Here is a 22,707-nt window from a genome sequence, read left to right as displayed (position 1 = left end):
CGGGTGCCTACTGGCGCCAGTGGGAAAGGTCGACGACGGCACACACCGCGCCGCCGTCGTCGTGCGTCAGGACCGCGCCAGCGGCGGTGAGGAGCCGCTGCGCGCCGATGTTGGCTGCCGTGGTTTTGGCCACGACGCGGTGCAGTCCGGCGCGGCGGGCTTCCGCGAGTACCAGCCGCAACGCGGCGCCGCCGACACCGTGGCCGCGGTAGCTCCGGCCCAGCCAGATGCCCGTCTCAGCTGTTTCGTGTTGCGCCGTTTCCGCGTCCGTCAGCTTGAGCCTGATCGCGCCGGCCGGGCTGCCGTCGCAGAGCACTGCCCAGCTCTTTTCCGCGGCCGGTCCCTCCAGTCCCGCGGCTGCAGACCGGTGGTAGGCGAGGAACCAGTCGATGCGTTCGGCATTCCAGCCCGTCCCGTTGCTCAGCGGCGGCGTGACGTCATCCGCAGACGCATCCAGCTGTGCCAGCTCCAGCAGCCGCTCCAGCATGGGGTCGTCGACGTCTGCCAGACGGACTTCAGGGGAGCGGGACATCGAGCCACTCCGTTCCGGCCGCCGTCAGCACGGTTCTCCCGGCGGTGAGCGACAACACGCGATCGGTGGCGGCAGAAACTTCCGCGGCTTCGTCAGGCACGGCCAGGCGAAGGACCGTGTCCTGCGCTCCGTAGGTGGTTTCCGCCATCGCAAACCCGGCCGCGCGGAGATCGTTCTCCAGCCGTCCCGCGGCGGCGTGCGGCACCGACGCCGTACAGATCCGCAGCCGGCTGCGGCGAACCAGCGGGGCCCGTTCCAGGGCCGCGGAAACCGACTCGGAATACGCACGCACCAGCCCACCCGCCCCCAGCAGGATGCCGCCGAAGTAGCGGACGACGACGGCACTGACGTCACTGAGGTCCGTCACCCCCGGTGTTGTTTCCCTCTTGATGATGGCCTCCAGCATGGGGATGCCGGCCGTGCCGGAGGGCTCGCCGTCGTCATTGGAGCGTTGGACGTCCCGGTCCGGCCCCAGGACGAACGCCGAGCAGTGGTGGCGGGCATCGTGGAACTCGCGGCGCAGGGTGGCCACCAGGTCCCGTGCGGTGTCCTCATTCTCGGCGCGGCGCAGCACAGTAATGAACCTGGAGCGTTTGATCTCGATCTCGTGCCGGAACTCCGGCCCCAACGCCAGCGTGGTGTAGGCGGTGGCCCGGCTCTCTTGCTCTTGCACCGCCCAAGTCTATTCCGGTGGATGGGCCCACGCCGCCTGGGTTCCCTGGCCGAGCGCAGCGAGGTGAGGGAGGCGGTGGGGATTAGGGTGGTGGGATGCTGAAGATCGGTTTGACGGGCGGCATCGCCTCAGGGAAGTCAGTGGTCGCCACACGCCTCTCCGGGCTCGGCGCGGTGCTCGTGGACGCGGACGCGCTGGCCCGGGACGTGGTGGAGCCGGGAACGCCCGGGCTGGCCAGCGTGGTGGAAGCGTTTGGAGCGGAAATGCTCGACGGCGACGGCCGGCTGGATCGGGCCAGGCTGGGTTCCGTGGTGTTCGGCAATCCCTCGCAACTGGCCGTGCTGAACGGCATTGTGCACCCGCTGGTCCGGCAGGCAGCGGCCGGCATCATCGCCGCAGCCCCGGCCGGCGCCATTGTGGTCCAGGACATTCCACTGCTCGTGGAGACGGGCCAGGGGAGCGGCTTCCATCTTGTCCTTGTGGTGGACGCGCCCGATGACGTCAGGATCGCCCGGATGCTCGAACACCGCGGCATGACGGCCGACGAAGCCCGGTCACGCATGGCTGCCCAGGCCTCGCGCGAGGCGCGGCTGGCCGCTGCCGACGTCGTGCTGGACAACTCCGGATCACTGGCGGACGTGACGGCGCAGGTGGACCGGCTCTGGGCCGAACGACTGGTGCCGTTCGCGCGCAATCTCCGGCGCAGCGTCAGGGCGGTCAGGGCAGGCATGGCAGTCTTGTCGGTGCCGCAGCAGGATTGGGCGGCCCAGGCTGCACGGCTTGGCGCCCGAATCCAGGCCGCAGCACCGGACGACATCCTGGCTGTGGACCATATCGGCTCCACAGCCGTGCCTGGCCTGGCAGCCAAGGACGTCATCGACCTCCAGGTCACGGTGTCCGATCTCAACGCCGCGGACCGGATCGCACCGCTGCTGGCCGCTGCTGGCTTCCCGGCCGTGCCGGGGGTTGGCTTCGACACTCCGAAACCGACGGATCCGGACCCGGCGCAGTGGCAAAAACGCTTCCACGCCAACGCGGACCCCGGCCGCCCCGCCAACGTGCACGTACGGGCGGCCGGATCGTCCGGCTGGCGCTACGCGCTGCTCTTCCGCGACTGGCTCAGGAACGACCCGCAAGCCGCCGCCTTGTATGAAGACCATAAACGCGCGTTGACCGGACAGTTTGCCGGGAGTAAAGGTACCCACGCCTATGCGGAGGCGAAGGAGCCGTGGTTCACGGACGTCGCCTGGCCGCGTATGGACGGTTGGGCCGCGCGCACGGGGTGGGCGCCGCCGTCGTACGCGTCCTGATCCTGTTCGCCCGTTTCGGGTGCTGTTCGCCGGTAACTGATCCGGCTTTCACTGTCGGTCCCCGGTTGTAGATTAGATGCATGAGCCTTGCCCAGGAGATCAACCGCGTCGTCGCTCCGTTTGAAGTCATCAGCGAGTTCCAGCCGGCCGGCGACCAGCCTGCCGCCATCACCGAACTCACGGAGCGGATCAGGAACGGCGAAAAGGACGTTGTCCTGCTGGGCGCCACCGGTACCGGCAAGAGCGCCACCACGGCCTGGCTCATCGAACAGGTCCAGCGGCCCACGTTGGTCATGGTGCAGAACAAGACCCTGGCCGCCCAACTCGCCAACGAATTCCGTGAACTCCTGCCCAACAACGCGGTGGAGTACTTCGTTTCGTACTACGACTACTACCAACCTGAGGCCTACGTAGCGCAGACGGACACCTTCATTGAGAAGGACTCGTCCATCAACGAGGAAGTGGAACGGCTCCGCCACTCCGCCACCAATGCGCTGCTGACCCGCCGGGACGTTATTGTGGTGGCCACGGTGTCCTGCATCTACGGCCTGGGCACGCCGGAAGAGTACATTGCCGGCATGGTCACGCTCCGCAAAGGGGCGCAGATGAACCGCGACGACCTGCTCCGGAAATTCGTCTCCATGCAGTACGCGCGCAACGACATGGACTTCCACCGCGGCACATTCCGGGTCCGCGGCGACACCGTGGAAATCATCCCGATGTACGAGGAACTCGCCATCCGCATCGAATTCTTCGGAGACGAGATTGAGAACATCCACACTCTCCATCCGCTGACTGGCGAACTGATCCGGGACGAAGAGGAAATGTACGTCTTCCCCGCCTCGCACTATGTGGCCGGGCCCGAGCGGATGGCCCGGGCCATCAAGCGGATCGAGGACGAACTCGCCGAACGCCTGGCCGTCCTGGAAGGCCAGAACAAGCTGGTGGAAGCCCAGCGGCTCCGGATGCGCACCACCTACGACCTCGAAATGATGCAGCAGATGGGCTTCTGCAACGGCATCGAAAACTACTCGTCGCACATCGACGGCCGTGCCCGCGGGACCGCTCCGCACTGCCTCATCGACTACTTCCCGGACGACTTCCTGCTGGTGATCGACGAATCCCATGTCACCGTGCCGCAGATCGGCGCCATGTACGAGGGCGACATGTCCCGCAAGCGGAACCTCGTGGACTTCGGCTTCCGCCTGCCGTCGGCCATGGACAACCGACCGCTGAAATGGGACGAATTCCTCCAACGCGTGGGCCAGACGGTCTACCTGTCGGCCACTCCCGGCAAGTACGAACTCGGCAAGGCTGACGGCTTTGTGCAGCAGATCATCCGGCCCACCGGACTGATCGACCCCGAGGTGGTGGTCAAGCCCACCAAGGGCCAGATCGATGACCTCCTCGGCGAGATCAAGACTCGCACGGCAAAGAACGAACGGGTCCTGGTCACCACCCTGACCAAGCGGATGGCGGAGGACCTCACCGACTACCTGCTGGGCCACGGCATCAAGGTCGAATACCTGCACTCGGACGTGGACACCCTCCGACGCGTTGAACTGCTGCGGGAACTCCGGATGGGTGTCTTCGACGTCCTGGTGGGCATCAACCTGCTCCGCGAAGGCCTGGACCTGCCCGAGGTCTCCCTCGTGAGCATCCTGGACGCGGACAAGGAAGGCTTCCTGCGCTCGGCGACTTCGCTGATCCAGACCATCGGCCGTGCTGCCCGCAACGTGTCCGGCGAGGTCCACATGTACGCGGACCGCATTACCGACTCCATGGCCAAGGCTATCGACGAGACCAACCGGCGCCGCGCCATCCAGGTTGCCTACAACACGGAACGGGGCATCGATCCGCAGCCGCTGCGGAAGAAGATCGCCGACATTACCGACCAGTTGGCCAAGGAAGACGCGGACACCCAGGAGCTGCTCAACAACAACCGGCTGGCCAAGGGCGCCAAACGTGGCAAGTCCGCGGCAAAGGGCGCAGCGCAGCTCCGCAAGGACGGCCTCGCCGCGGCACCGGCCGAAGACCTCGTGGGCCTCATCGAACAACTGACCGAACAGATGCACGGTGCTGCCGCCGAACTCCAGTTCGAGGTGGCCGCGCGGATCCGGGACGAGGTCAGTGACCTTAAGAAGGAGCTCCGCCAGATGCAGGCGGCCGGCCACGCCTAGTCCACCCCGGGCGCCGAAGGGACGTGGCAGTCGGGGCATGTTTCCGCATGTCGGGACGCCTACTGTACAGTTAACGTCACGTAGGGGAGTATCCCGAGCGCTACGATCGTCAACACGCCAGGCACAGTTGCCTGGCCGGGCGTAGCGGGCCGCCATTTCAGCACCAAGTGCACAGGCTGGCCGGAGAGACTTACATCATTTCTCTGTACCCTGCGAAAGGCTAACCTGTGCCCGAATTACCCGTGTGGTTCGAGGTCGGCTCACTTGTCGTCCTTGGCCTGATCCTCCTCATTGACCTTCTGCTGGTCGTCCGACGCCCCCACGAGCCTTCCATGAAGGAAGCCGGCCTGTGGGTTGCGTTCTACGTCTCCCTGGCCCTGTTGTTCGCCGGGGCCATGTTCTTCTTTACCGGCGCCGAATTCGGCGGCCAGTTTGTGGCCGGCTGGGTCACTGAATACAGCCTCAGCATCGACAACCTGTTTGTCTTCATCATCATCATGGCCCGCTTCTCCGTGCCCCGTAAGTACCAGCAGGAAGTCCTGATGGTGGGCATCATCATCGCCCTGATCCTGCGCGGCATCTTCATCCTCCTCGGCGCCATCGTGATCGAGCAGTTCAGCTGGGTGTTCTACATCTTTGGCGCGTTCCTGCTCTGGACCGCCTGGAAGCAGGCCCAGGACGAAGGCGAGGACGAAGAGGACAAGGAAAACCCGCTCATCGCCCGGATCCGCAACGTCATCCCCATGTCGGAGAAGTTCGACGGCGGCAAGCTGCGCACCACGGTGGACGGCAAGAAGGTCTTCACCCCCATGCTGATCGTGTTCATCACCATCGGCCTGACCGACCTCCTTTTCGCCGTCGACTCGATTCCGGCGATCTTCGGCCTGACCCAGAGCCCGTTCATCGTCTTCACCGCCAACCTGTTCGCCCTGATGGGCCTGCGCCAGCTGTACTTCCTGCTGGGTGGCCTGATGAACCGCCTGATCTACCTGAAGCACGCGCTGTCCTTCATCCTGGCGTTCATCGGTGTGAAGCTGGTGCTCCACGCCATGCACGTGAACGAACTGCCGTTCATCAACGGCGGCAACCACATCGAGTGGGCCCCGGAGATTCCGACATTCGTCTCCCTGGCCGTCATCGTGGGCACCATCATCGTTGCCGTGATTGCCAGCCTCCTGAGCTCCAAGGCAAAGACGGCCCACCTGGACCCCCGCCTCGAGGAAGACGCCAAGAAGAGCCTCAGCGAAGCTGAGTAGGCTGTCTCCGCGTTTCGTTGACGCACACTGCATTTCCACTGATCCCGGCCGCACTGCGGCCGGGATCAGTGGCTTAATCTGCCCCCTGTAGGACCTGGCCGCCCAGGACTATGCTCGGATCATGGCCCGCACCCTGATCACGGAAAGAGGAGTGCGCCAGGTGCAACGGCGCACCGTGGTGCTGCTGAGCGCGGCCCAGGTTTTCGGTGGCATCGGCACCGGAGCCACGGTTTCGATTGGTTCCATCCTGGCCGTGGAACTTTCCGGTTCCAGCGTGTGGGCGGGCGCCGTGGCCACGGTTATGACATTGGGGGCCGCGCTGACAGCACTGCCCCTTGCTTCGCTGGCGGACCGGCGGGGCCGTCGGGCCGGGCAGGTCACGGGGCTTTCCGCCGCCCTGGCCGGCACAGTTCTGATAGTGCTGTCGGTGGTGTCCGGCTTGTTCGTCCTGCTGGTGCTGGGGGCGGTGGGCATCGGAGTGGGTACCGCGGCCAGCCTGCAGGCACGCTTCGCCGCCGTCGACCTTGCGGACGCTGAACACCGCGGCAGGGCGCTTTCCGCCGTGGTGTGGGCTGTGACGGTCGGCGCCGTGGCCGGACCCAACCTGATCCAGCCCGGCACCGTGGTGGGCCTGGCCCTCAGCCTGCCTCCCGTCGCCGGACCGTTCGTGATCTCCGCAGCCGGACTCCTGCTGGCCATTGTGCTGCTTTTCGCTGGTCTCAGGCCGGACCCGCTCCTGCTCGCGCGGGAAATCGCCGCCCGGGATCTTGCCACTCAGGAACCCGCCGTGCTGGATCTCGACGCCCAGCCAGCTGGCGGGAAGATGCAGGGCACGCCACCACGTATGGCAAATCAGCAAGGCGCCACCGCGCGCAACGCAGTCGGGGGATCGCTCGTCCGCGGGCTGCGGGCAATCCGCCAGTCCAGGGCTTCCTGGCTGGCGCTTGCCGCCGTCGTCGGAGCGCACGCCGTGATGGTGGGCGTGATGTCCATGACCCCGCTGCATTTGCAGGAACTCGTGGCCGGGCCTGGTGCCTCCCATGCCGGCCACGCCGCCTCCGGCGATGTCCTGGTGATCATCGGCTTCACCATCTCCCTGCATATCGCAGGCATGTTCGCGTTGTCGCCGGTTATGGGCTGGCTGACGGACAAGGCAGGCAGGACTGAGACCATCATGATCGGCTTCGCCACGCTGATCGCTGCCGTCGCCGTCGCAGGATTTGGCCAGACGTCCACCGTCGCGGTGGCCGTGGGACTTGTGCTGCTGGGCATGGGCTGGTCTGCGGCCACCATTTCCGGGTCCACGCTGCTGGCGGAGAGCGTCCCGCAGGAGTCCCGCGTGGTGGTCCAAGGGGTGTCGGACATGCTGATGGGCGCCGCAGGTGCGGTGGGCGGGGCCACTTCCGGGCTGATCCTCAGCTGGGCCGGCTACCTGGGGCTCAACATGGCAGGCGGACTGGTGGGGGCTGCTGTCCTGACCGCCGCCGTCGTTGCCCTGGTGGCGCGCCGCCGCAGCCCGGCGGCCGGCTCAGCTGCCGGCTGAGCCGGCAACCGAGCGCACCATACCCAGCAGCCGCCCGAAAATAGCCTCGCCGTCGTCCGCTATGCCGTCATGGTGGAAGTCGGCCGTCTCCCATACCCGGAGTCCGCGCACAGCAGCCGCCGTCTCCAGTGACAGGCTGCCGTCCACGTAAATGTCGTCCTGGTAAACCGCGGCGGCAACCGGCACGCTGTTCGCGGCCAACTGTGTGGGGTCATACAGCGGCTTCCAGTCCGTTTTGGCGGCCAGCAGATGGGCCACCTGCCGCAGCGGCACCAAGGCGGGATCCTGTTCGAAATACCACGGGTACACCATCTCGCCGGTCAGCAGCAGCGCCTCCGCATCCGGGTGGAATGCCGGATTTTCCTGCAGCACACGCCAGGCAGCCCAGTCGGTCGCCTGTCCCTGCCCGTAGATGGACTCATGCAGCAGGGCATAGAGCGGGTTCGCCAGGCGGGACACGATGCCCTGGACCTGCTCCAGGAAGGCATCGGAGAGCCTGTTTCCCTGTGGTGTCTCGGTGAAGGCGTCTTCCAGCAGGTAGTGCAGGCCGTCCACCCGCGTGTTTCCGCCCAGGAAGGAGCCCACCATCTGGAACCGTTCAACCGTGAGCCGGCCGCCGTCGGGAAGGAACTCCTCGGTCTGCCGAAGGTGCGATGCGATCGCGTTCACTGTCCGGCGGTCCTCCGGATACCAGCTGAAGTACTCGGTGTTGCGGGCTGCAACGCGCGCGAACGTGGCGCGGTAGACGTCGTCGGCATGGCCGGCGAGCGGCGCAAGTCCGCCCGTGATGAGAGCCTCCTTCAGCCCGTCCGGGGCAAAGGACAGGTACGTCAGCGCGCAGAATCCGCCGTAGCTTTGGCCGTAGATGCTCCAGGGGCCGGAGCCGAGCGCCGCGCGGATGAGCTCCGCGTCGGCCACGATGGAATCCGCACGGAAATGCTCGAGGTACGCAGCCTGTGCTTCGGCCGTTCCGCGAGCGGCCAGCGTGTTCCGGTCAAGGGGGGTCGACAGCCCGGTGCCGCGCTGGTCCAGCATCAGGATCCGGAAGTCCCGGGCAGCCGCCTTGCTCCAGCCGCCCAGCGAAGCCAGCCGGTTGCCACGGCCGCCCGGCCCGCCCTGGAGGAACACCAGCCAGGGAAGCTCTTCGGCTTCAGCCTGGGTGTGGGCCGACGAGACGTACTCACGGGCGAAGACGGTGATGGTCTCGGCGTTGTCGCCGCTCCCTGGAGCGAAGTGGTCCAAGGGAACGGTGAAGTAGTGCTCGGCGGTGCGCATGCCACGGAATTCGTGCCTGGCCTTCACAAAATGCGGGACAGGGGTCCGCGTTTGCGTCGTTTGAGAGGAAGCGTCCCGCTCAGCCACGGATGGACGCTGCCGTTCTGGTGCCAAAGCTCTCCAGCGCGTCGCCGGTCAGCCGGAACGTGGACCAGCCATCCAGGGGGCGGGCGCCGAGGCTGCGGTAGAAGTTGATGGACGGTTCGTTCCAGTCCAGGACGCTCCACTCAACCCGGGCGTAGCCCCTCTCGACGGCGGTGGCGGCCAGGTGCTGCAGGAGCGCCTTGCCGTGGCCCTCGCCGCGGGCGTGCGGGCTGACGTAGAGGTCTTCCAGGTAGATGCCGTGGACGCCTTCCCAGGTGGAGTAGTTCAGGAACCAGAGCGCGAAACCCCGGACCTCGCCTGCGCTGTTCTCAGCCATCGTGGCAAACACGCGCGGGTTCTCGCCGAACAGGACCTCAGCCAGCATTTCCGGTGTGTTGCGGACCGCGTCCGGTTCCTTCTCGTAAATGGCCAGTTCGTGGATCATCTGCAGAATGGCGGGGACGTCTTGCCGGGTGGCGGGGCGGATTACACTCATGGTCCGAGTTTACTAGCGGGGCCGTGATCCCTACTGCCAGGCTCCCTATTGCCAGCGAAGATGCGATGTTCCGTATCGGACGGGTCCCTTGCTGTACTCCAGCGGCACGCCGTCCGCCATGATGGGCGGCCCAACATATCGCAGGCGGCCGTAGGGGCTGTCCATCACGCGGAGTTCCGGGTCAGGCAGGGAACCGCCGTGACCGGCCACTGCGGGCAGCCGGAACAATTCTTCAGCGGTGCGGGCCAGGGAAAGCCGGGCAGCGCCGCCGCGTCCGCTTCGGAGCCGTTCGGCCAGCAAGGCAATTGCTGCCGCCGCGAGGCCATAACCGGTGGCATGATCCAGTGCCTGCACTGGAAGCGCCCCCGGCTGCCACCCGTCATCAGTCGTGCGGCCATACCGTTCGGCAATGCCGCAAGCGGCCTGTACCAGGCTGTCAAAACCGCGCCGTCCGTTCCAAGGGCCGCCGCTGCCCCAGGCACTCAGAGTGACGATCACGAGGTCGGGCCGGGCAAGCAACAGCGCTTCGGGCGCCAGCCCAAAAGGGTCCAGCCCGCCGTCGCGGTAACCCGTGACCACCACGTCGGCAGACTCAATGAGAAGCCTGACCGCTTCCATGGCGGCAGGATCCCGGAGGTCCGCCTCGGCGCTGCGCTTGTCAAAGCCCGAGTCAATGAACACATCGCTCAACTCCGGAAGCTGGGGCGGGTCGATGCGCAGAACGTCCGCGCCCAGGGCGCCCAGGAGGCGTGTGGCAGTGGGCCCCGCAATGACGCGCGTCAGGTCCAGCACCTTGAGCCCGGCCAAGGGGTGGCGCGGAACTGCCGCTGGAAACCACCGGGAGAGCTGCGGACTTTCACTGGCTGACGGTGGCGGACGGGAGATTCTGATCCATGGACCGGAGCTGGCCGTCCCATACATGGGGGTCGCGATCCACTCGTCCCGTGTGCGCACGGCAGCAGCGACGCCGTTGTTTGCCGTGATGGCTTCCTCGGCGGCCACGGACGTCATTCCCAACAGGGCGTGTTCCACGTCCTGTGGTGTGCTCACGGAGAGGGCCGACGTCAGCCGGGCTGCGTGGTGGGGGTAGTTGGCGTGGAGGCGGATCCAGCCGTCCGACGTGCGCCGAAAGCCGGACATCGGAGCGAACCCTTCGGGTTTCTCGCCCGCGATCCGCAGGTGTCCCAGCGAATCGAACGCCGCCGCGGTGGCTCCGGATGCCAGGGAGTACCTGCCCGGAACGCCAACAAGCGCGTTCAGCGACGTCGCTGCTGCCTGGACCGCCCCCAAAGCCAGTCCCTCGACGTCCAGCGGGCCCTTCCACCACTGCCGTGGACCGTTGGAAGGTGCCACGGGCTGGGCCTTCAGGGCTTCCACAACCCGAAGGCTGCCGGTCAGGTCGGGGACGGAGTCCATTCGGTCAGAGCCTAGAGCCGGTTGACGTCGGTGACACGGACCACTGCCGTACCGGTTTCATCGGAGGCCGCCAGGTCCACTTCCGCGGAGATGCCCCAGTCATGGTTGCTCGCCGGATCGTCGAAAATCTGCCGGACCTTCCAAAGGCCTGGCTCTTCGGTGATCATGAGCAGTCCGGGACCGCGGGCATCCGGGCCGGTGCCAATGTCGTTGTGTTCGTCGAAGTAGTCGTCCAGGACGTCTTCCCAGCGGGTGGCATCCCAGCCCGCGCCGCCGTCGAGCTCGCCCAGGGCTGCGGCGTTTTCGTCCGCGAACAGTTCCACGCGGCGGAACATCTCGTTGCGGACCATCACGCGGAAGGCACGGACGTTGGACGTCAGCGACGGCGGCGGGGGAGGGGGAGCGTCGTGCGGGGTGGGCATCGCGCCGGACGTCAGCTCCTCCCATTCGTCCAGGAGGCTGGAGTCCACTTGCCGCACCAGCTCGCCAAGCCAGGCGATGAGGTCTTCAAGGTCTTCCCGAAGCATGTCCTGCGGTACGGTCTGGCGCAGCGCCTTGAAGCAGTCGGCGAGGTAGCGCAGCACAATGCCCTCGGAGCGGGCCAGCCCGTAGAACTGGACAAATTCGCCGAAGTTCATGGCCCGCTCGTACATGTCGCGGACCACGGACTTGGGCGCCAGTTCAAAGTCGCCCACCCATGGCGCGGCCTTGCGGTAGACCTCGAAGGCTTCGCCCAGGAGTTCGGCGAGCGGCTGCGGATAGGTGACTTCCTCCAGCATGGCCATGCGCTGGTCGTACTCGATGCCGTCAGCCTTCATCGCGGCAATCGCTTCCCCACGGGCCTTCTTCTGCTGCGCGGAGAGGATCTGGCGGGGCTTTTCGAGGGTCGCCTCGATCACGGACACCACGTCCAGGGCGTACGACGGCGAATCCGGGTCAAGGAGCTCCAGCGCCGCCAGCGCAAACGGCGAGAGTGGCTGGTTCAGGGCAAAGTTGGCCTGCAGATGGACGGTGAGCCGTACGGTCCTGCCGTCATGGCCCTGCTCTTCTGCCGGGATGCGCTCCACCACCTCAGCGGCGAGGAGCTCACGATAGATTCCCAGGGCTTTTTTCATCAGCCGCAGCTGTGATGACCGTGTCTCGTGGTTTTCGGTCAGCAGCCGACGGGCCGCTGTGAACGGGTCGCCGGGCCGTTCCATCAGGTTCATCAGCATAGAATGCGTCACGCTGAAGCTGGACGTCAAAGGATCGGGCACGGATTCCACGAGGCGCTTGAAGGTGGGTTCCCCCCAGGAGACGAAGCCCTCCGGCGGCTTCTTTTTGACCACCTGGCGGAGCTTCTTCTGGTCGTCACCAAATTTGGCGGTGGCCTTGGCCATCGCCTTCACGTTTTCGATGACGTGCTCCGGTGCCTGGACCACCACCGTCCCCGCGGTGTCATACCCGGCGCGGCCGGCCCTTCCGGCAATCTGGTGGAACTCCCGGGAGTTAAGCGGGCGGGTGCGGACGCCGTCGTACTTGCTCAGTGCGGTGAGCAACACGGTGCGGATGGGCACGTTGATCCCCACGCCCAGTGTGTCCGTACCGCAGATCACCTTGAGCAGGCCCGCCTGGGCGAGCTGCTCCACGAGCCTGCGGTACTTCGGCAGCATGCCGGCGTGATGGACCCCGATACCGTGCCGGACCAGCCGGTTGAGCGTCTTGCCGAAGCCTGCGGCGAAACGGAAATTCGCGATCAGCTCCGCGATTTTGTCCTTCTCCTCGCGGGTGCACACGTTGATGCTCATCAGTGTCTGGGCCCGGTCAATGGCCTCGATCTGGCTGAAGTGCACCACATAGGCGGGCACCTGGCGCGTGGAGAGGAGTTCCTCGAGTGTTTCGTGGACCGGCGTCTGGTGGTAGTAGTAATGCAGCGGAATGGGGCGCTCGGCTGAACTGACGGTGGTGGTGGGGCGGCCCGTAAGTTCGGTGATGCCGGCCTCGAACCGGCTGACATCACCCAGGGTTGCGGACATCAGAAGGAACTGGGCCTGGGGGAGCTCCAGCAGCGGGACCTGCCAGGCCCAACCACGCTGGGGGTCGGAGTAGAAATGGAATTCGTCCATGATGACCGCACCGAGTTCGGCGTCGGCCCCTTCGCGGAGGGCGATGTTCGCGAGAATTTCTGCCGTGCAGCAGATGATCGGTGCGTTCTGGTTGACGCCGGAGTCACCCGTGATCATGCCGACGTTTTCTGCACCGAAGATGTCGCACAGGGCAAAAAACTTCTCCGAGACCAGCGCTTTAATGGGGGCGGTGTAGTAACTGCGCTGGCCCCGCGCCATGGCCTGGAAGTGCGCCGCGATGGCCACCAGCGATTTTCCGGAGCCCGTTGGGGTGGCGAGGATGACGTTGGCTCCGGTGGCGAGCTCCATGATGGCCTCGTCCTGGGCAGCGTACAGTTCCAGGCCCCGGCTTTCGGTCCACTCAAGGAATTGGGTGTACAGGGCGTCCGGGTCGATGCCTGCGCCGGAGGGGTCTGAGGCGGACAGGACAGGCAGCTGGTCAACGAGTTTCATTGATTTCCAGCTTAGTGCCCAGCCGGTGCCGGATATCCGGGCGGGCCCGGGTTAGGCTCGCGGTACTGCCAGACAGCACCCGGCGATGGAGGTAACTGTGAAGTGGGACCCCGTAAAGTACGTCCAGTTCGGCGATTACCGTGACCGGCCGTTTTTCGACCTGACGGGGCGGATCCAGGCCGACCGGCCCCAGCACGTTGTGGACCTGGGATGTGGTCCGGGAAACCTCACGGCCACCCTTGCCCGGAGATGGCCGGAAGCGCAAGTGGTGGGGCTCGATTCGTCCAGGGAGATGCTGGATAGGGCCGCCGCGCAGGCGGGCAAGCATGCGGGCCTCAGCTTCGGGCTGGCGGATATCGCAGCCTGGACGCCCCCGGCTGAAACGGACGTGGTGGTCACCAATGCCGCGCTTCAGTGGGTTCCGGGGCATCAGGAGATGCTGGCGGGCTGGCTGGCGGCGCTCAAGCCCGGTGCCTGGTTCGCCATGCAAGTGCCGGGGAACTTCAATGCCCCGTCCCATGCCCTGATGCGGGAACTCGCAGGTTCGGCACGCTGGTCGCCCCAGCTCGACGGCGTACTTCGCGGTGGAGAGTCCGTGGGGGAGCCCGGAGACTATCTCGGCATCATGCTGGACGCGGCCTGCACGGCAGACGCCTGGGAAACCACCTACGAGCAGGTCCTCACTGGGACGGATCCGGTGCTGGACTGGGTGCGGGGCACGGCGTTGCGCCCGGTCGCGGCGGCTCTTTCGGCCGAGGACGGGCACGCCTTTGAAGCGGAGTATGCTGCAGCCCTGCGGGCCGCATACCCGGCAACGGCACATGGCACGGTGTTTCCGTTCCGGCGGATCTTTGCCGTGGCGCAAAAGCAGCCAGGCGCATAAACTCCATTCATTTGAGGTTCTCTGGTCGGTAATGCCTTATGACTGAGAAGAGAATGTGATGCTGGTTACAATGACGACAGCGGCTTCTGGGGATGGCAAGTGGCCGGACCCTCATCGGCCTCCCAAATCCGTCCTGGAGGTGCGATGCTTTTCGGCTTGATGACCCGGCTGCTGGCTGGCCACAAAGGCGCCGTGACCGCGATCGTTGCTCTCCAGCTTATCCAGACCGCAGGCAACCTGCTGCTGCCCACCATCAACGCTGCCATCATCGACGACGGCATCGTTGCGGGGAACACGCCGGAAATATTCCGCTTGGGCGCTGTCATGGTCCTGATAGCTGCGGTCCAGGCTTCGGCAGCCATCGCCGCGGGCTACTTCGGGGCAGTGGTTGCCATGAAGCTCGGGCACCAGCTGCGCGGCGAGGTCTTCACCAGGATCCAGTCGCTTTCTTCCCAGGAAATGGCAGCCTTCGGCACGCAAAGCCTCGTTACCAGGGCCACGAACGACACCCAGCAGATCCAGTCGTTCGCCGTCCTGGTCTTCACCATGCTTGTGGCGGCCCCCGTGATGGCGGCCGGGGGCGTCTTACTGGCGTGGCAGCAGGACATGGTGCTTTCAAGCGTTGTGATGGTCATCATGCCAATACTTCTGCTCATCATGTATCTCATCGTCCGGCGCCTCGTTCCCCTGTACCGGCAGGGGCAGGAGCTCCTGGACCGAACGGGGGAGCTCTTTCGTGAGCAGATCATCGGCGCGAATGTGATCCGCGCCTTCGTCAGGCAGGGACACGAAACACGCCGGTTTGCGAAAACCAACAGCAGCCTCACGGGAAACAACCTTCAGTCGTCGCTGCTCGTGGCCGGCATGCTGCCGCTGATCATGATTGTGGTCAACCTGTCGTCGGTGGCCGTGGTGTGGTTCGGTGGTCACCGGGTTTACGACGGCGGGATGAAGATTGGTGCCCTCACGGCCTTTATCGCCTACATCCTGCAGATTCTCCTGGCAATCATGATGGCCATGTACGTGTTCATGACGGCTCCGCGGGCCGCTGCCTGCGCAGAACGGCTGGGTGCCGTGCTCGACGCAAAACCGTCAGTCCAGGACCACAAGGCGCCCCAAGAGACCCGCCATGGAAGCTCCCTGGAGGGCGGCAGCGTCACTTTCAGGAACGTCAGCTTCTCCTACCCCGGCGCCGAAAATCCGGTACTGGAAGACATCAGCTTCACAGCCCGGCCAGGAACCACTGTTGCCATCGTCGGCTCAACAGGGAGCGGCAAATCGACACTCCTGAGCCTGGTGCCCCGGTTCCTGGACGCCACGGCCGGAACCATCAGCATCGGCGGCCGGAACATCTGCTCGATGCCCCTGGACCTCCTTCGCCGGACCATGGCGGTGGTGCCGCAACTGTCGTATCTCTTCTCAGGAACCATCGCCGACAACCTGCGCGTCGCAGCTCCGGAGGCAACCGAGGGCCAGCTTTGGGAAGCCATGGAGACAGCCCAGGCCGCCGGCTTCGTCCGTGCGCTGCCGCGGGGGATGGACACGGAGGTCGGGCAAGGCGGAACGAACCTCTCCGGCGGCCAGCGGCAGCGTCTCTGCATAGCGCGGGCCCTCCTGCGGCGGGTCCCCGTCTATCTCTTTGACGACAGCTTTTCTGCGCTGGACTTCGCCACCGAGGCCCGGGTCCGGGATGCCCTGGAGATTGCCCTTGACGGTGCAGTGGTCATTGTCGTGGCGGAACGGATCTCCACCGCTGCCGGAGCCGGCCAGATCCTGGTGCTCGACGACGGCCGGCTGGTTGCCCAGGGAACACACCTGCAACTGCTCGAGACGTCTGCCACCTACCGGGAAATCGCCGAGTCCCAACTGGCGCTGGACGACGCGCCATGACCGCTTCGCCCGGCGCCGGGGCGTCCGAAGGATTCTGGCCCACAGCGCGCCGGGTCCTCGCGTTGCTGCGCCCGTCCAGGGGGCGGATGCTGGGTGCAGTTGCGGCCACCTGCGCTTTTGTTGCCCTCAACGTCGCGGCGCCGCACTACCTCGGTGATGCCACCGATGTGGTGGTGGATGGGGTCTACAGCGGAGCGCTCGACGGGCAGCGCCTGGGACTCCTGCTGGCCGCCGTTGCCGCGATGTACATCGGCGCTTCGCTGTTCAACTGGATCCAGGGAGCGCTGACGGCGAGCGCGGTTCACGGCCTGATGTATCGCCTCCGGGCATCGGTTCAAGACAAGCTGCACCGGCTTCCTTCCACGTACTTCCAAGAGCAGTCCAGGGGTGATGTCCTGAGCCGCGTCACCAATGACATCGACAATATTTCGCAAGCGCTCAGCCAGGTCCTCACGCAGCTGATCATGTCTGTCCTGATGCTGTGCGGTGCCTTGGCCATGATGTTGTGGATCTCGCCGCTCCTGGCCCTGATCGCGCTTGTTTCGGTGCCCTTGTCCACACTTATCACCGTTATGGTGGCCCGGAAGTCCCAAGCGCATTTTGCCCGCCAGTGGACCGAAACGGGTGAGTTGAACGCGCACGTGGAGGAGTTTGTCACCGGGCACGAGGTTATTAAGGCCTTCGGGTACCAGGACCAGGCAGCGGCAGTCTTCAAGGCAAGCAACGACCGCCTGGCCCGGGCATCCGCACGGGCCCAGTATTCATCCGGCATTGTCCAGCCGTTGATGGTCCTTATTGCCAATATCAACTACATCGCGGTGGCGGTGGTGGGGGCGCTCCAGGTCACCACGGGGGCCATGACCATCGGCGGGATCCAGGCGTTCATCCAGTTCAGCCGGCTTTTCACCCAGCCTGTGGGCCAGATCGGCGGCATGCTCAACGTCATCCAGTCCTGCGTGGCTTCGGCGCGCCGTGTGTTCGACCTGCTCGACGCCGCGGAGATACCTGCCGAGCCCGAAAGTGACGGTCACAAACCCGGTCAGGAAGGGCGGATTGTGTTCAGTGATGTCACCTTCGGCTATGCCCGGGCTGACCCTGTGGTCCGTGGACTGTCGTTCACGGTGGAACCGGGCCGGACGGTCGCGATTGTCGGGCACACGGGCGCCGGCAAGACCACCGTTGTCAACCTGCTCATGCGGTTCTATGAGGTCGACGCCGGCAGGATCACCATCGGGGGTACCGACATTGCTGACATTCCGCGGGACGTCCTGCGCGAGGGATTCGGGGTGGTGCTGCAGGATGCCTGGCTGTTTTCCGGCACCATCAGGGAGAACATCGAATACGGCCGGCCAGGAGCCACGGCTGCGGAGATCACCGCGGCAGCCGAGGCCAGCCACATGGACCACCTCATCAGGTCGCTGCCGGCCGGCTACGACACGATGCTGGGCAACGGGGGAGAGCCGCTCAGCCAGGGCCAGCGCCAGCTGATCGCCATCGCCCGGGCGCAGTTGGCGGACCGCACTGTGCTGGTCCTGGATGAGGCCACCAGTTCAGTGGATTCCCGGACCGAGGTCCTGATCCGCCAGGCCATGCAGAGGTTGCGCCGTGGAAAAACAAGCTTTGTGATCGCCCACCGTTTGTCCACGGTCCGGGACGCTGATCTAATTCTGGTCATGGACCACGGACGCATTGCAGAGCAGGGAACCCATCGAACCCTCCTGGCGGCCAACGGCCGCTATGCACGGCTCTACAACGCCCAGTTCGCCGGACGCCCGGGCCGCGCCGGCACGTTGGAGGCCGGACGATGACAACAGCTGGTCCGTTCCCCGGAACCTGGAAGCCCAACCAGTCCAGCACGGTGGCACTGTTTGAGCAGCTGCGCCTGCATGTGATCCGCCTTGCGGACAGCGGGGCCCTTCCGCCGGGAACCAAGCTGCCGGCGGTGCGGACCCTGGCGGGGCTGCTCGACGTCGCGCCCCACACTGTGGCCAGGGCGTACAAGGAGCTGGAGGCAGCCGGCGTCGTGGCCACGAAGGGCAGGAACGGCACCGTGGTGTGCGCGCGTGATGAGCGGGCGGATGCGCTCTCCCTGGCCGCCAACTCCTATGCGTCAGTGGCCAAGGCCCAAGGTGCCACCTTTGCGGAAGCAGTCCAGCTGCTGGCAGCAGCCTACGACGCCGACTAGCCGGACCCCGCATGGATATTCGAAGAAGTTTTCGATTAGCATTAGTGGGTGCCTAAAGCCGTAGCTGAAGAAACAGCAGTCGAATCCGTCCCCGTCGCCGTTCCCCAGGCCCCAGCCACGCCTGCCCGGCCAGACCTCTCCCGCCTTGTGGTCAAAGGGGCGCGCGAGCATAACCTGCGCAACGTGGACTTGGATCTGCCCCGTGACGCCATGATCGTTTTCACCGGGCTGTCCGGTTCCGGGAAGTCGTCCCTGGCGTTCGACACAATCTTCGCCGAGGGCCAGCGGCGCTACGTTGAGTCCCTGTCGGCGTATGCCCGCCAGTTCCTCGGCCAGGTGGACAAGCCGGACGTCGATTTCATCGAGGGGCTCTCGCCGGCGGTATCGATTGACCAGAAGTCCACCAGCAAGAACCCCCGGTCCACGGTTGGCACCATCACCGAAATTTATGACTACATGCGATTGCTGTGGGCACGCGTGGGACGGCCGCATTGCCCGGTCTGTGGCGAGGTTGTGGCCCGTCAGACTCCGCAGCAGATCGTGGACCAGCTGCTTGAGCTTGACGAAGGCACGCGATTCCAGGTCCTGGCGCCGGTGGTGCGGGGGCGCAAGGGCGAGTTCGTGGACCTCTTCAAGGAGCTGACCGCCAAAGGCTATTCGCGTGCCCGGGTGGACGGTGAGCTGATCCAGCTGAGCGAGCCGCCCAAACTCGGCAAGCAGTTCAAGCACACCATTGAGGTGGTGGTGGACCGCCTGGTGGTTAAGGAAGGCATCAGCCAGCGCCTCACGGACTCCGTTGAAACGGCGCTTGGCCTGGCCGAAGGCCGGGTGCTGGCCGAGTTCGTCGATCTGGACGCAGCCGCGCCGGGACGGCTGCGGGCATTTTCCGAGAACCTCGCCTGCCCTAACGAACATCCCCTGGCCATCGATGAAATCGAGCCGCGGTCCTTCTCCTTCAACAACCCATTCGGCGCCTGTTCCGCGTGCAGCGGCATCGGTACACGGCTCGAGGTTGACGAAGAACTGATCATTCCGAATCCTGAGCTGTCGTTGTCCGAGGGCGCCATCGCGCCATGGTCACTTGGCACCGCAACAACCGAGTATTGGAACCGCCTGCTCGAAGGGCTGTCCAAGGAGCTTGGCTTCTCCATGGACACACCCTGGGAAAAGCTGGGCAACGACGTCCGCCAGACCGTCCTGCACGGCAAGGACCACAAGGTGGTTGTCCAGTACAAGAACCGCTTCGGACGCGAACGTAAATACAGCACCGGCTTCGAAGGTGCCATCCAGTACGTCCACCGCAAGCACGGTGAGACGGACTCCGAGTGGGCGCGCGACCGCTACGAAGAGTACATGCGGCAGATCGCTTGCCCCGCGTGCAATGGCGCCCGGCTCAACCCCGCCTCGCTGTCCGTCCTGATCAACGGCAAGTCCATTGCCGACGTGGCCGCCATGCCCATGCGCGTGTGCGCGGACTTCCTGAACAACCTCGTCCTCACCGGCCGCGAGGCCCAGATCGCCCACCAGGTGCTCAAGGAAATACAGGCCCGGCTGACCTTCCTGCTCGACGTCGGGCTGGAATACCTGAATCTCGAGCGCCCCTCCGCCACCTTGTCCGGCGGCGAAGCGCAGCGGATCCGGCTCGCCACCCAGATCGGTTCCGGCCTCGTGGGCGTCCTGTACGTCCTGGACGAGCCCTCCATCGGCCTCCACCAGCGCGACAACCGCCGGCTTATTGAGACCCTGACCCGGCTCCGGGACATGGGAAACACCCTCATCGTTGTCGAGCACGATGAGGACACCATCCAGGTGGCGGACTGGATCGTGGACATCGGGCCCGGCGCAGGCGAGCACGGCGGCCAGGTGGTGCACTCGGGTTCGTACCAGGATCTCCTGGCCAACACCAACTCACTGACCGGCGATTACCTGTCCGGCCGCAAGAAGATCGACATCCCCAAGAAGCGGCGCAAATACGACAAAAAGCGTGAGCTGAAGGTCGTCGGGGCGCGTGAAAACAACCTGGTCAACGTTGATGCGGCCTTCCCCCTGGGCCTGTTCACCGCCGTGACCGGCGTCAGCGGCTCCGGCAAATCCACCCTGGTCAACGAGATCCTCTACAAGGTGCTGGCCAACAAGCTCAACGGCGCCAAACAGGTGGCCGGACGCCACAAGAGCATCATGGGCCTGGAGCACCTGGACAAGGTCGTGCACGTGGACCAGAGCCCTATCGGGCGCACCCCACGCTCCAACCCGGCCACGTACACCGGCGTCTTTGACAACATCCGCAAGCTCTTCGCCGAGACCACCGAGGCCAAGGTCCGTGGCTACCTGCCAGGCCGGTTCTCCTTCAACGTCAAGGGCGGGCGCTGCGAAGCCTGCGCAGGTGACGGCACGCTGAAGATCGAAATGAACTTCCTGCCGGACGTCTACGTGCCCTGCGAGGTGTGCCACGGCGCACGGTACAACCGCGAAACCCTCGAAGTCCACTACAAGGGCAAGACCATCGCGGATGTGCTCAACATGCCCATCGAAGAAGGTGCGGAGTTCTTCGCTGCCTTCTCCCCGATCGCCCGGCACCTGAACACCCTCGTGGACGTGGGCCTCGGCTACGTACGGCTGGGACAGCCGGCAACCACCCTCTCCGGCGGCGAGGCCCAGCGTGTCAAGCTCGCCGCGGAACTGCAGAAGCGCTCCAACGGACGCAGTGTGTATGTTCTCGACGAGCCCACCACGGGCCTGCACTTCGAGGACATCCGCAAGCTCCTGATGGTCCTTCAAAGTCTGGTGGACAAGGGCAACACGGTGATCACCATCGAACACAACCTGGACGTCATCAAGAGCGCCGACTGGATCGTGGATCTTGGCCCGGACGGCGGTTCGGGCGGCGGCCAGATCGTGGCCACCGGCACGCCCGAGCAGGTATCGAAATCCACCAAGGGCCACACGGCATCCTTCCTCGCGGAAATACTGGGCTAAGCGGTTGGCCTCCGATGACGTATGCCGTGTCGGGCATGCGAGTTTCAGGCATGCTCGGTGTCGTGAGAAACTAAGCCGGTGACTCAAACAACAGTGCCCGTGATCTTTGACCTGGACGGCACTCTTGTCGATCCGGCCGGCGGAATATCCGGCGGAATCGCAGCAGCCCTTGCCGCCGCAGGTCTGCCGGTTCCTGGCCAGGACGTCCTGAACTCGATGATCGGCCCCAAACTCAGCGACGCACTCCAGAGTGTCTGCAAGGTTCCGGCCGAGATGCTTGACGAGGTCATCCGGACGTACCGGCAGTACTACTTGGCCACTGGGATAGCCCAGAGCCGGCTGTACCCCGGGATCAGGGAAGCGCTGGAGACCTTCGCGGCCGAAGGCAGGCCAGTGGCCGTCGCCACGCAGAAGCCCGAAGGGCTGGCCCAGATCGTGCTGCGCCACCACGGCATCGCCAACCTGTTCCAGTCCATCAGGGGTTCGGCAGACAACGAATCGTCAACGGACGGTCCGGTGGGAAAGGCAGACATCATCGCCGCGGCCCTGACGGACCTCTCCACGCAGCACGCCGTTATGGTGGGTGACCGCGCCCAGGATGTGGCGGGAGCCATCGCGAACGGGCTTGACTGCATCGGCGTGGGCTGGGGTTTCGCTCCCGACGGCGAACTCGAGGAAGCCGGGGCCGTCACCGTGGTGGACACCACCGCGGGCATGGTTGCCGCCATCGGGCGCCTCGAAGCCATCCACGCTGCCGCGATGAGTGAGGTGCGCAACGATGGCGCTGTTTGAGGCGGTCCGCTGGACATTTCGCGGGCTCGTCGCGGGCACCTGCCGGCCCACCGTCGTCGGCCTTGAAAACGTCCCGAAAGAGGGGCCCTTCATTGTGGCCCCGAACCATCTTTCCTTCTTTGACAGCGTCATTGTCCAGGCACTGATGCCGCGGCCCGTGGCCTTCTTCGCCAAAGCCGAGTACTTCACCACCGGTGGCGTGAAGGGCAAGGTCATGAAATCTTTCTTCGAGTCCGTGGGTTCTATCCCCGTGGAGCGCGGCGAGCAGGCAGCAAGCGTCCAGGCGCTCAAAACCCTCCTGGACATCCTCGAGGCGGGCAAAGGCATCGGCATCTACCCCGAGGGCACGCGCTCACGGGACGGTATTCTCTACCGCGGCCGCACCGGCGTGGGCTGGCTTGCACTGGCAACCGGAGCTCCCGTGATCCCGGTCGGGCTGATCGGGACGGAGAACCTGCAGCCGGCAGGTGAGAAGGGCTTCAAGCCGCATCACTTCACCATGAAGGTGGGGGAGCCCTTGTATTTCGACAAGACCGGCCCGGATCATTCGCTGCCGGCGCGGCGGCAGGTAACGGACCGCATCATGGATGCGATCGCCGAACTCAGCGGCCAGGAACGCTCCACCAGCTACAACCAGAGCAAGGCCGCGGACTAGGCG

Annotated in this window: 17 protein-coding genes; 11 read left to right on the top strand and 6 right to left on the bottom strand. The window is 65.3% G+C overall.

Going from position 1 to position 22,707, the window contains the following annotated elements; translation table 11 throughout:
• Positions 1-7 precede the first annotated feature (7 nt).
• Together AU252_RS22120 and AU252_RS22115 are read right to left on the bottom strand one after the other, a co-directional pair.
• Positions 8-532 (bottom strand): GNAT family N-acetyltransferase, encoded by a 525-nt coding sequence (locus AU252_RS22120; protein ID WP_058932541.1) that lies wholly within the window; start codon positions 530-532, stop codon positions 8-10.
• Positions 516-1,205, bottom strand: a complete 690-nt coding sequence (locus AU252_RS22115) for an IMPACT family protein (RefSeq protein ID WP_058932540.1) — start codon at positions 1,203-1,205, stop codon at positions 516-518. Before AU252_RS22115 ends, AU252_RS22120 begins: the two co-directional genes overlap by 17 nt.
• A gap of 95 nt (positions 1,206-1,300) precedes the next feature.
• On the opposite strand from AU252_RS22115, the gene coaE reads away from it, so the two are divergent.
• The 4 genes from coaE (at position 1,301) to AU252_RS22095 (ending at position 7,494) form a co-directional block, all read left to right on the top strand.
• Positions 1,301-2,515 (top strand): dephospho-CoA kinase, encoded by a 1,215-nt coding sequence (gene coaE, locus AU252_RS22110; protein ID WP_058932539.1) that lies wholly within the window; start codon positions 1,301-1,303, stop codon positions 2,513-2,515.
• 80 nt (positions 2,516-2,595) lie between these two features.
• Positions 2,596-4,695 (top strand): excinuclease ABC subunit UvrB, encoded by a 2,100-nt coding sequence (gene uvrB, locus AU252_RS22105; RefSeq protein WP_056339720.1) that lies wholly within the window; start codon positions 2,596-2,598, stop codon positions 4,693-4,695.
• Between the two features lie 227 nt (positions 4,696-4,922).
• Positions 4,923-5,951, top strand: coding sequence for a TerC family protein (locus AU252_RS22100; RefSeq protein ID WP_058932538.1), 1,029 nt, complete (start codon positions 4,923-4,925; stop codon positions 5,949-5,951).
• 121 nt (positions 5,952-6,072) lie between these two features.
• Positions 6,073-7,494 carry an MFS transporter gene (locus AU252_RS22095; protein WP_058932537.1) on the top strand — a complete coding sequence of 474 codons (1,422 nt, stop codon included), beginning with the start codon at positions 6,073-6,075 and terminating at the stop codon, positions 7,492-7,494.
• On the opposite strand, the gene AU252_RS22090 is transcribed toward AU252_RS22095, so the two are convergent.
• From AU252_RS22090 to AU252_RS22075, 4 genes are all read right to left on the bottom strand, one after another.
• On the bottom strand, positions 7,480-8,769 hold the full coding sequence (locus AU252_RS22090; protein ID WP_083510512.1) for an alpha/beta fold hydrolase: 1,290 nt from the start codon (positions 8,767-8,769) through the stop codon (positions 7,480-7,482). The genes AU252_RS22095 and AU252_RS22090 overlap by 15 nt on opposite strands.
• Before the next feature lie 79 nt (positions 8,770-8,848).
• Complete coding sequence (locus tag AU252_RS22085) at positions 8,849-9,349, bottom strand: GNAT family N-acetyltransferase (RefSeq protein ID WP_058932535.1); 501 nt, start codon at positions 9,347-9,349, stop codon at positions 8,849-8,851.
• 45 nt (positions 9,350-9,394) lie between these two features.
• Positions 9,395-10,765 carry a CoA transferase gene (locus AU252_RS22080; protein WP_058932534.1) on the bottom strand — a complete coding sequence of 457 codons (1,371 nt, stop codon included), beginning with the start codon at positions 10,763-10,765 and terminating at the stop codon, positions 9,395-9,397.
• Between the two features lie 11 nt (positions 10,766-10,776).
• A complete protein-coding gene (locus AU252_RS22075) occupies positions 10,777-13,323 on the bottom strand; it encodes a DEAD/DEAH box helicase (protein ID WP_058932533.1) in 2,547 nt (848 codons plus the stop codon).
• A gap of 97 nt (positions 13,324-13,420) precedes the next feature.
• On the opposite strand from AU252_RS22075, the gene AU252_RS22070 reads away from it, so the two are divergent.
• From AU252_RS22070 to AU252_RS22040, 7 genes are all read left to right on the top strand, one after another.
• Entirely contained in the window at positions 13,421-14,206 is a 786-nt protein-coding gene (locus AU252_RS22070; RefSeq protein WP_058932532.1) for a trans-aconitate 2-methyltransferase, read from the top strand.
• Between the two features lie 144 nt (positions 14,207-14,350).
• On the top strand, positions 14,351-16,096 hold the full coding sequence (locus tag AU252_RS22065) for an ABC transporter ATP-binding protein (RefSeq protein ID WP_058932531.1): 1,746 nt from the start codon (positions 14,351-14,353) through the stop codon (positions 16,094-16,096).
• Complete coding sequence (locus tag AU252_RS22060; protein ID WP_058932530.1) at positions 16,093-17,904, top strand: ABC transporter ATP-binding protein; 1,812 nt, start codon at positions 16,093-16,095, stop codon at positions 17,902-17,904. Before AU252_RS22065 ends, AU252_RS22060 begins: the two co-directional genes overlap by 4 nt.
• The gene (locus AU252_RS22055; RefSeq protein WP_056339746.1) at positions 17,901-18,281 is read left to right on the top strand and encodes a GntR family transcriptional regulator; all 381 of its coding nucleotides are present in this window, start codon (positions 17,901-17,903) and stop codon (positions 18,279-18,281) included. The genes AU252_RS22060 and AU252_RS22055 overlap by 4 nt, the downstream gene beginning before the upstream one ends.
• A gap of 48 nt (positions 18,282-18,329) precedes the next feature.
• A complete protein-coding gene (gene uvrA, locus AU252_RS22050) occupies positions 18,330-21,257 on the top strand; it encodes an excinuclease ABC subunit UvrA (protein WP_058932529.1) in 2,928 nt (975 codons plus the stop codon).
• Between the two features lie 78 nt (positions 21,258-21,335).
• Positions 21,336-22,049, top strand: a complete 714-nt coding sequence (locus AU252_RS22045) for an HAD hydrolase-like protein (protein WP_058932528.1) — start codon at positions 21,336-21,338, stop codon at positions 22,047-22,049.
• Positions 22,036-22,704, top strand: coding sequence for a lysophospholipid acyltransferase family protein (locus AU252_RS22040; protein ID WP_058932527.1), 669 nt, complete (start codon positions 22,036-22,038; stop codon positions 22,702-22,704). The genes AU252_RS22045 and AU252_RS22040 overlap by 14 nt, the downstream gene beginning before the upstream one ends.
• The last annotated feature ends 3 nt before the right edge of the window (positions 22,705-22,707 follow it).

The organism is Pseudarthrobacter sulfonivorans (assembly GCF_001484605.1).
Taxonomy (GTDB): Bacteria; Actinomycetota; Actinomycetes; order Actinomycetales; family Micrococcaceae; genus Arthrobacter; species Arthrobacter sulfonivorans_A.
Note: the sequence above shows the minus strand (reverse complement) of the source record. Positions and strands in the feature narration are given on the sequence as shown.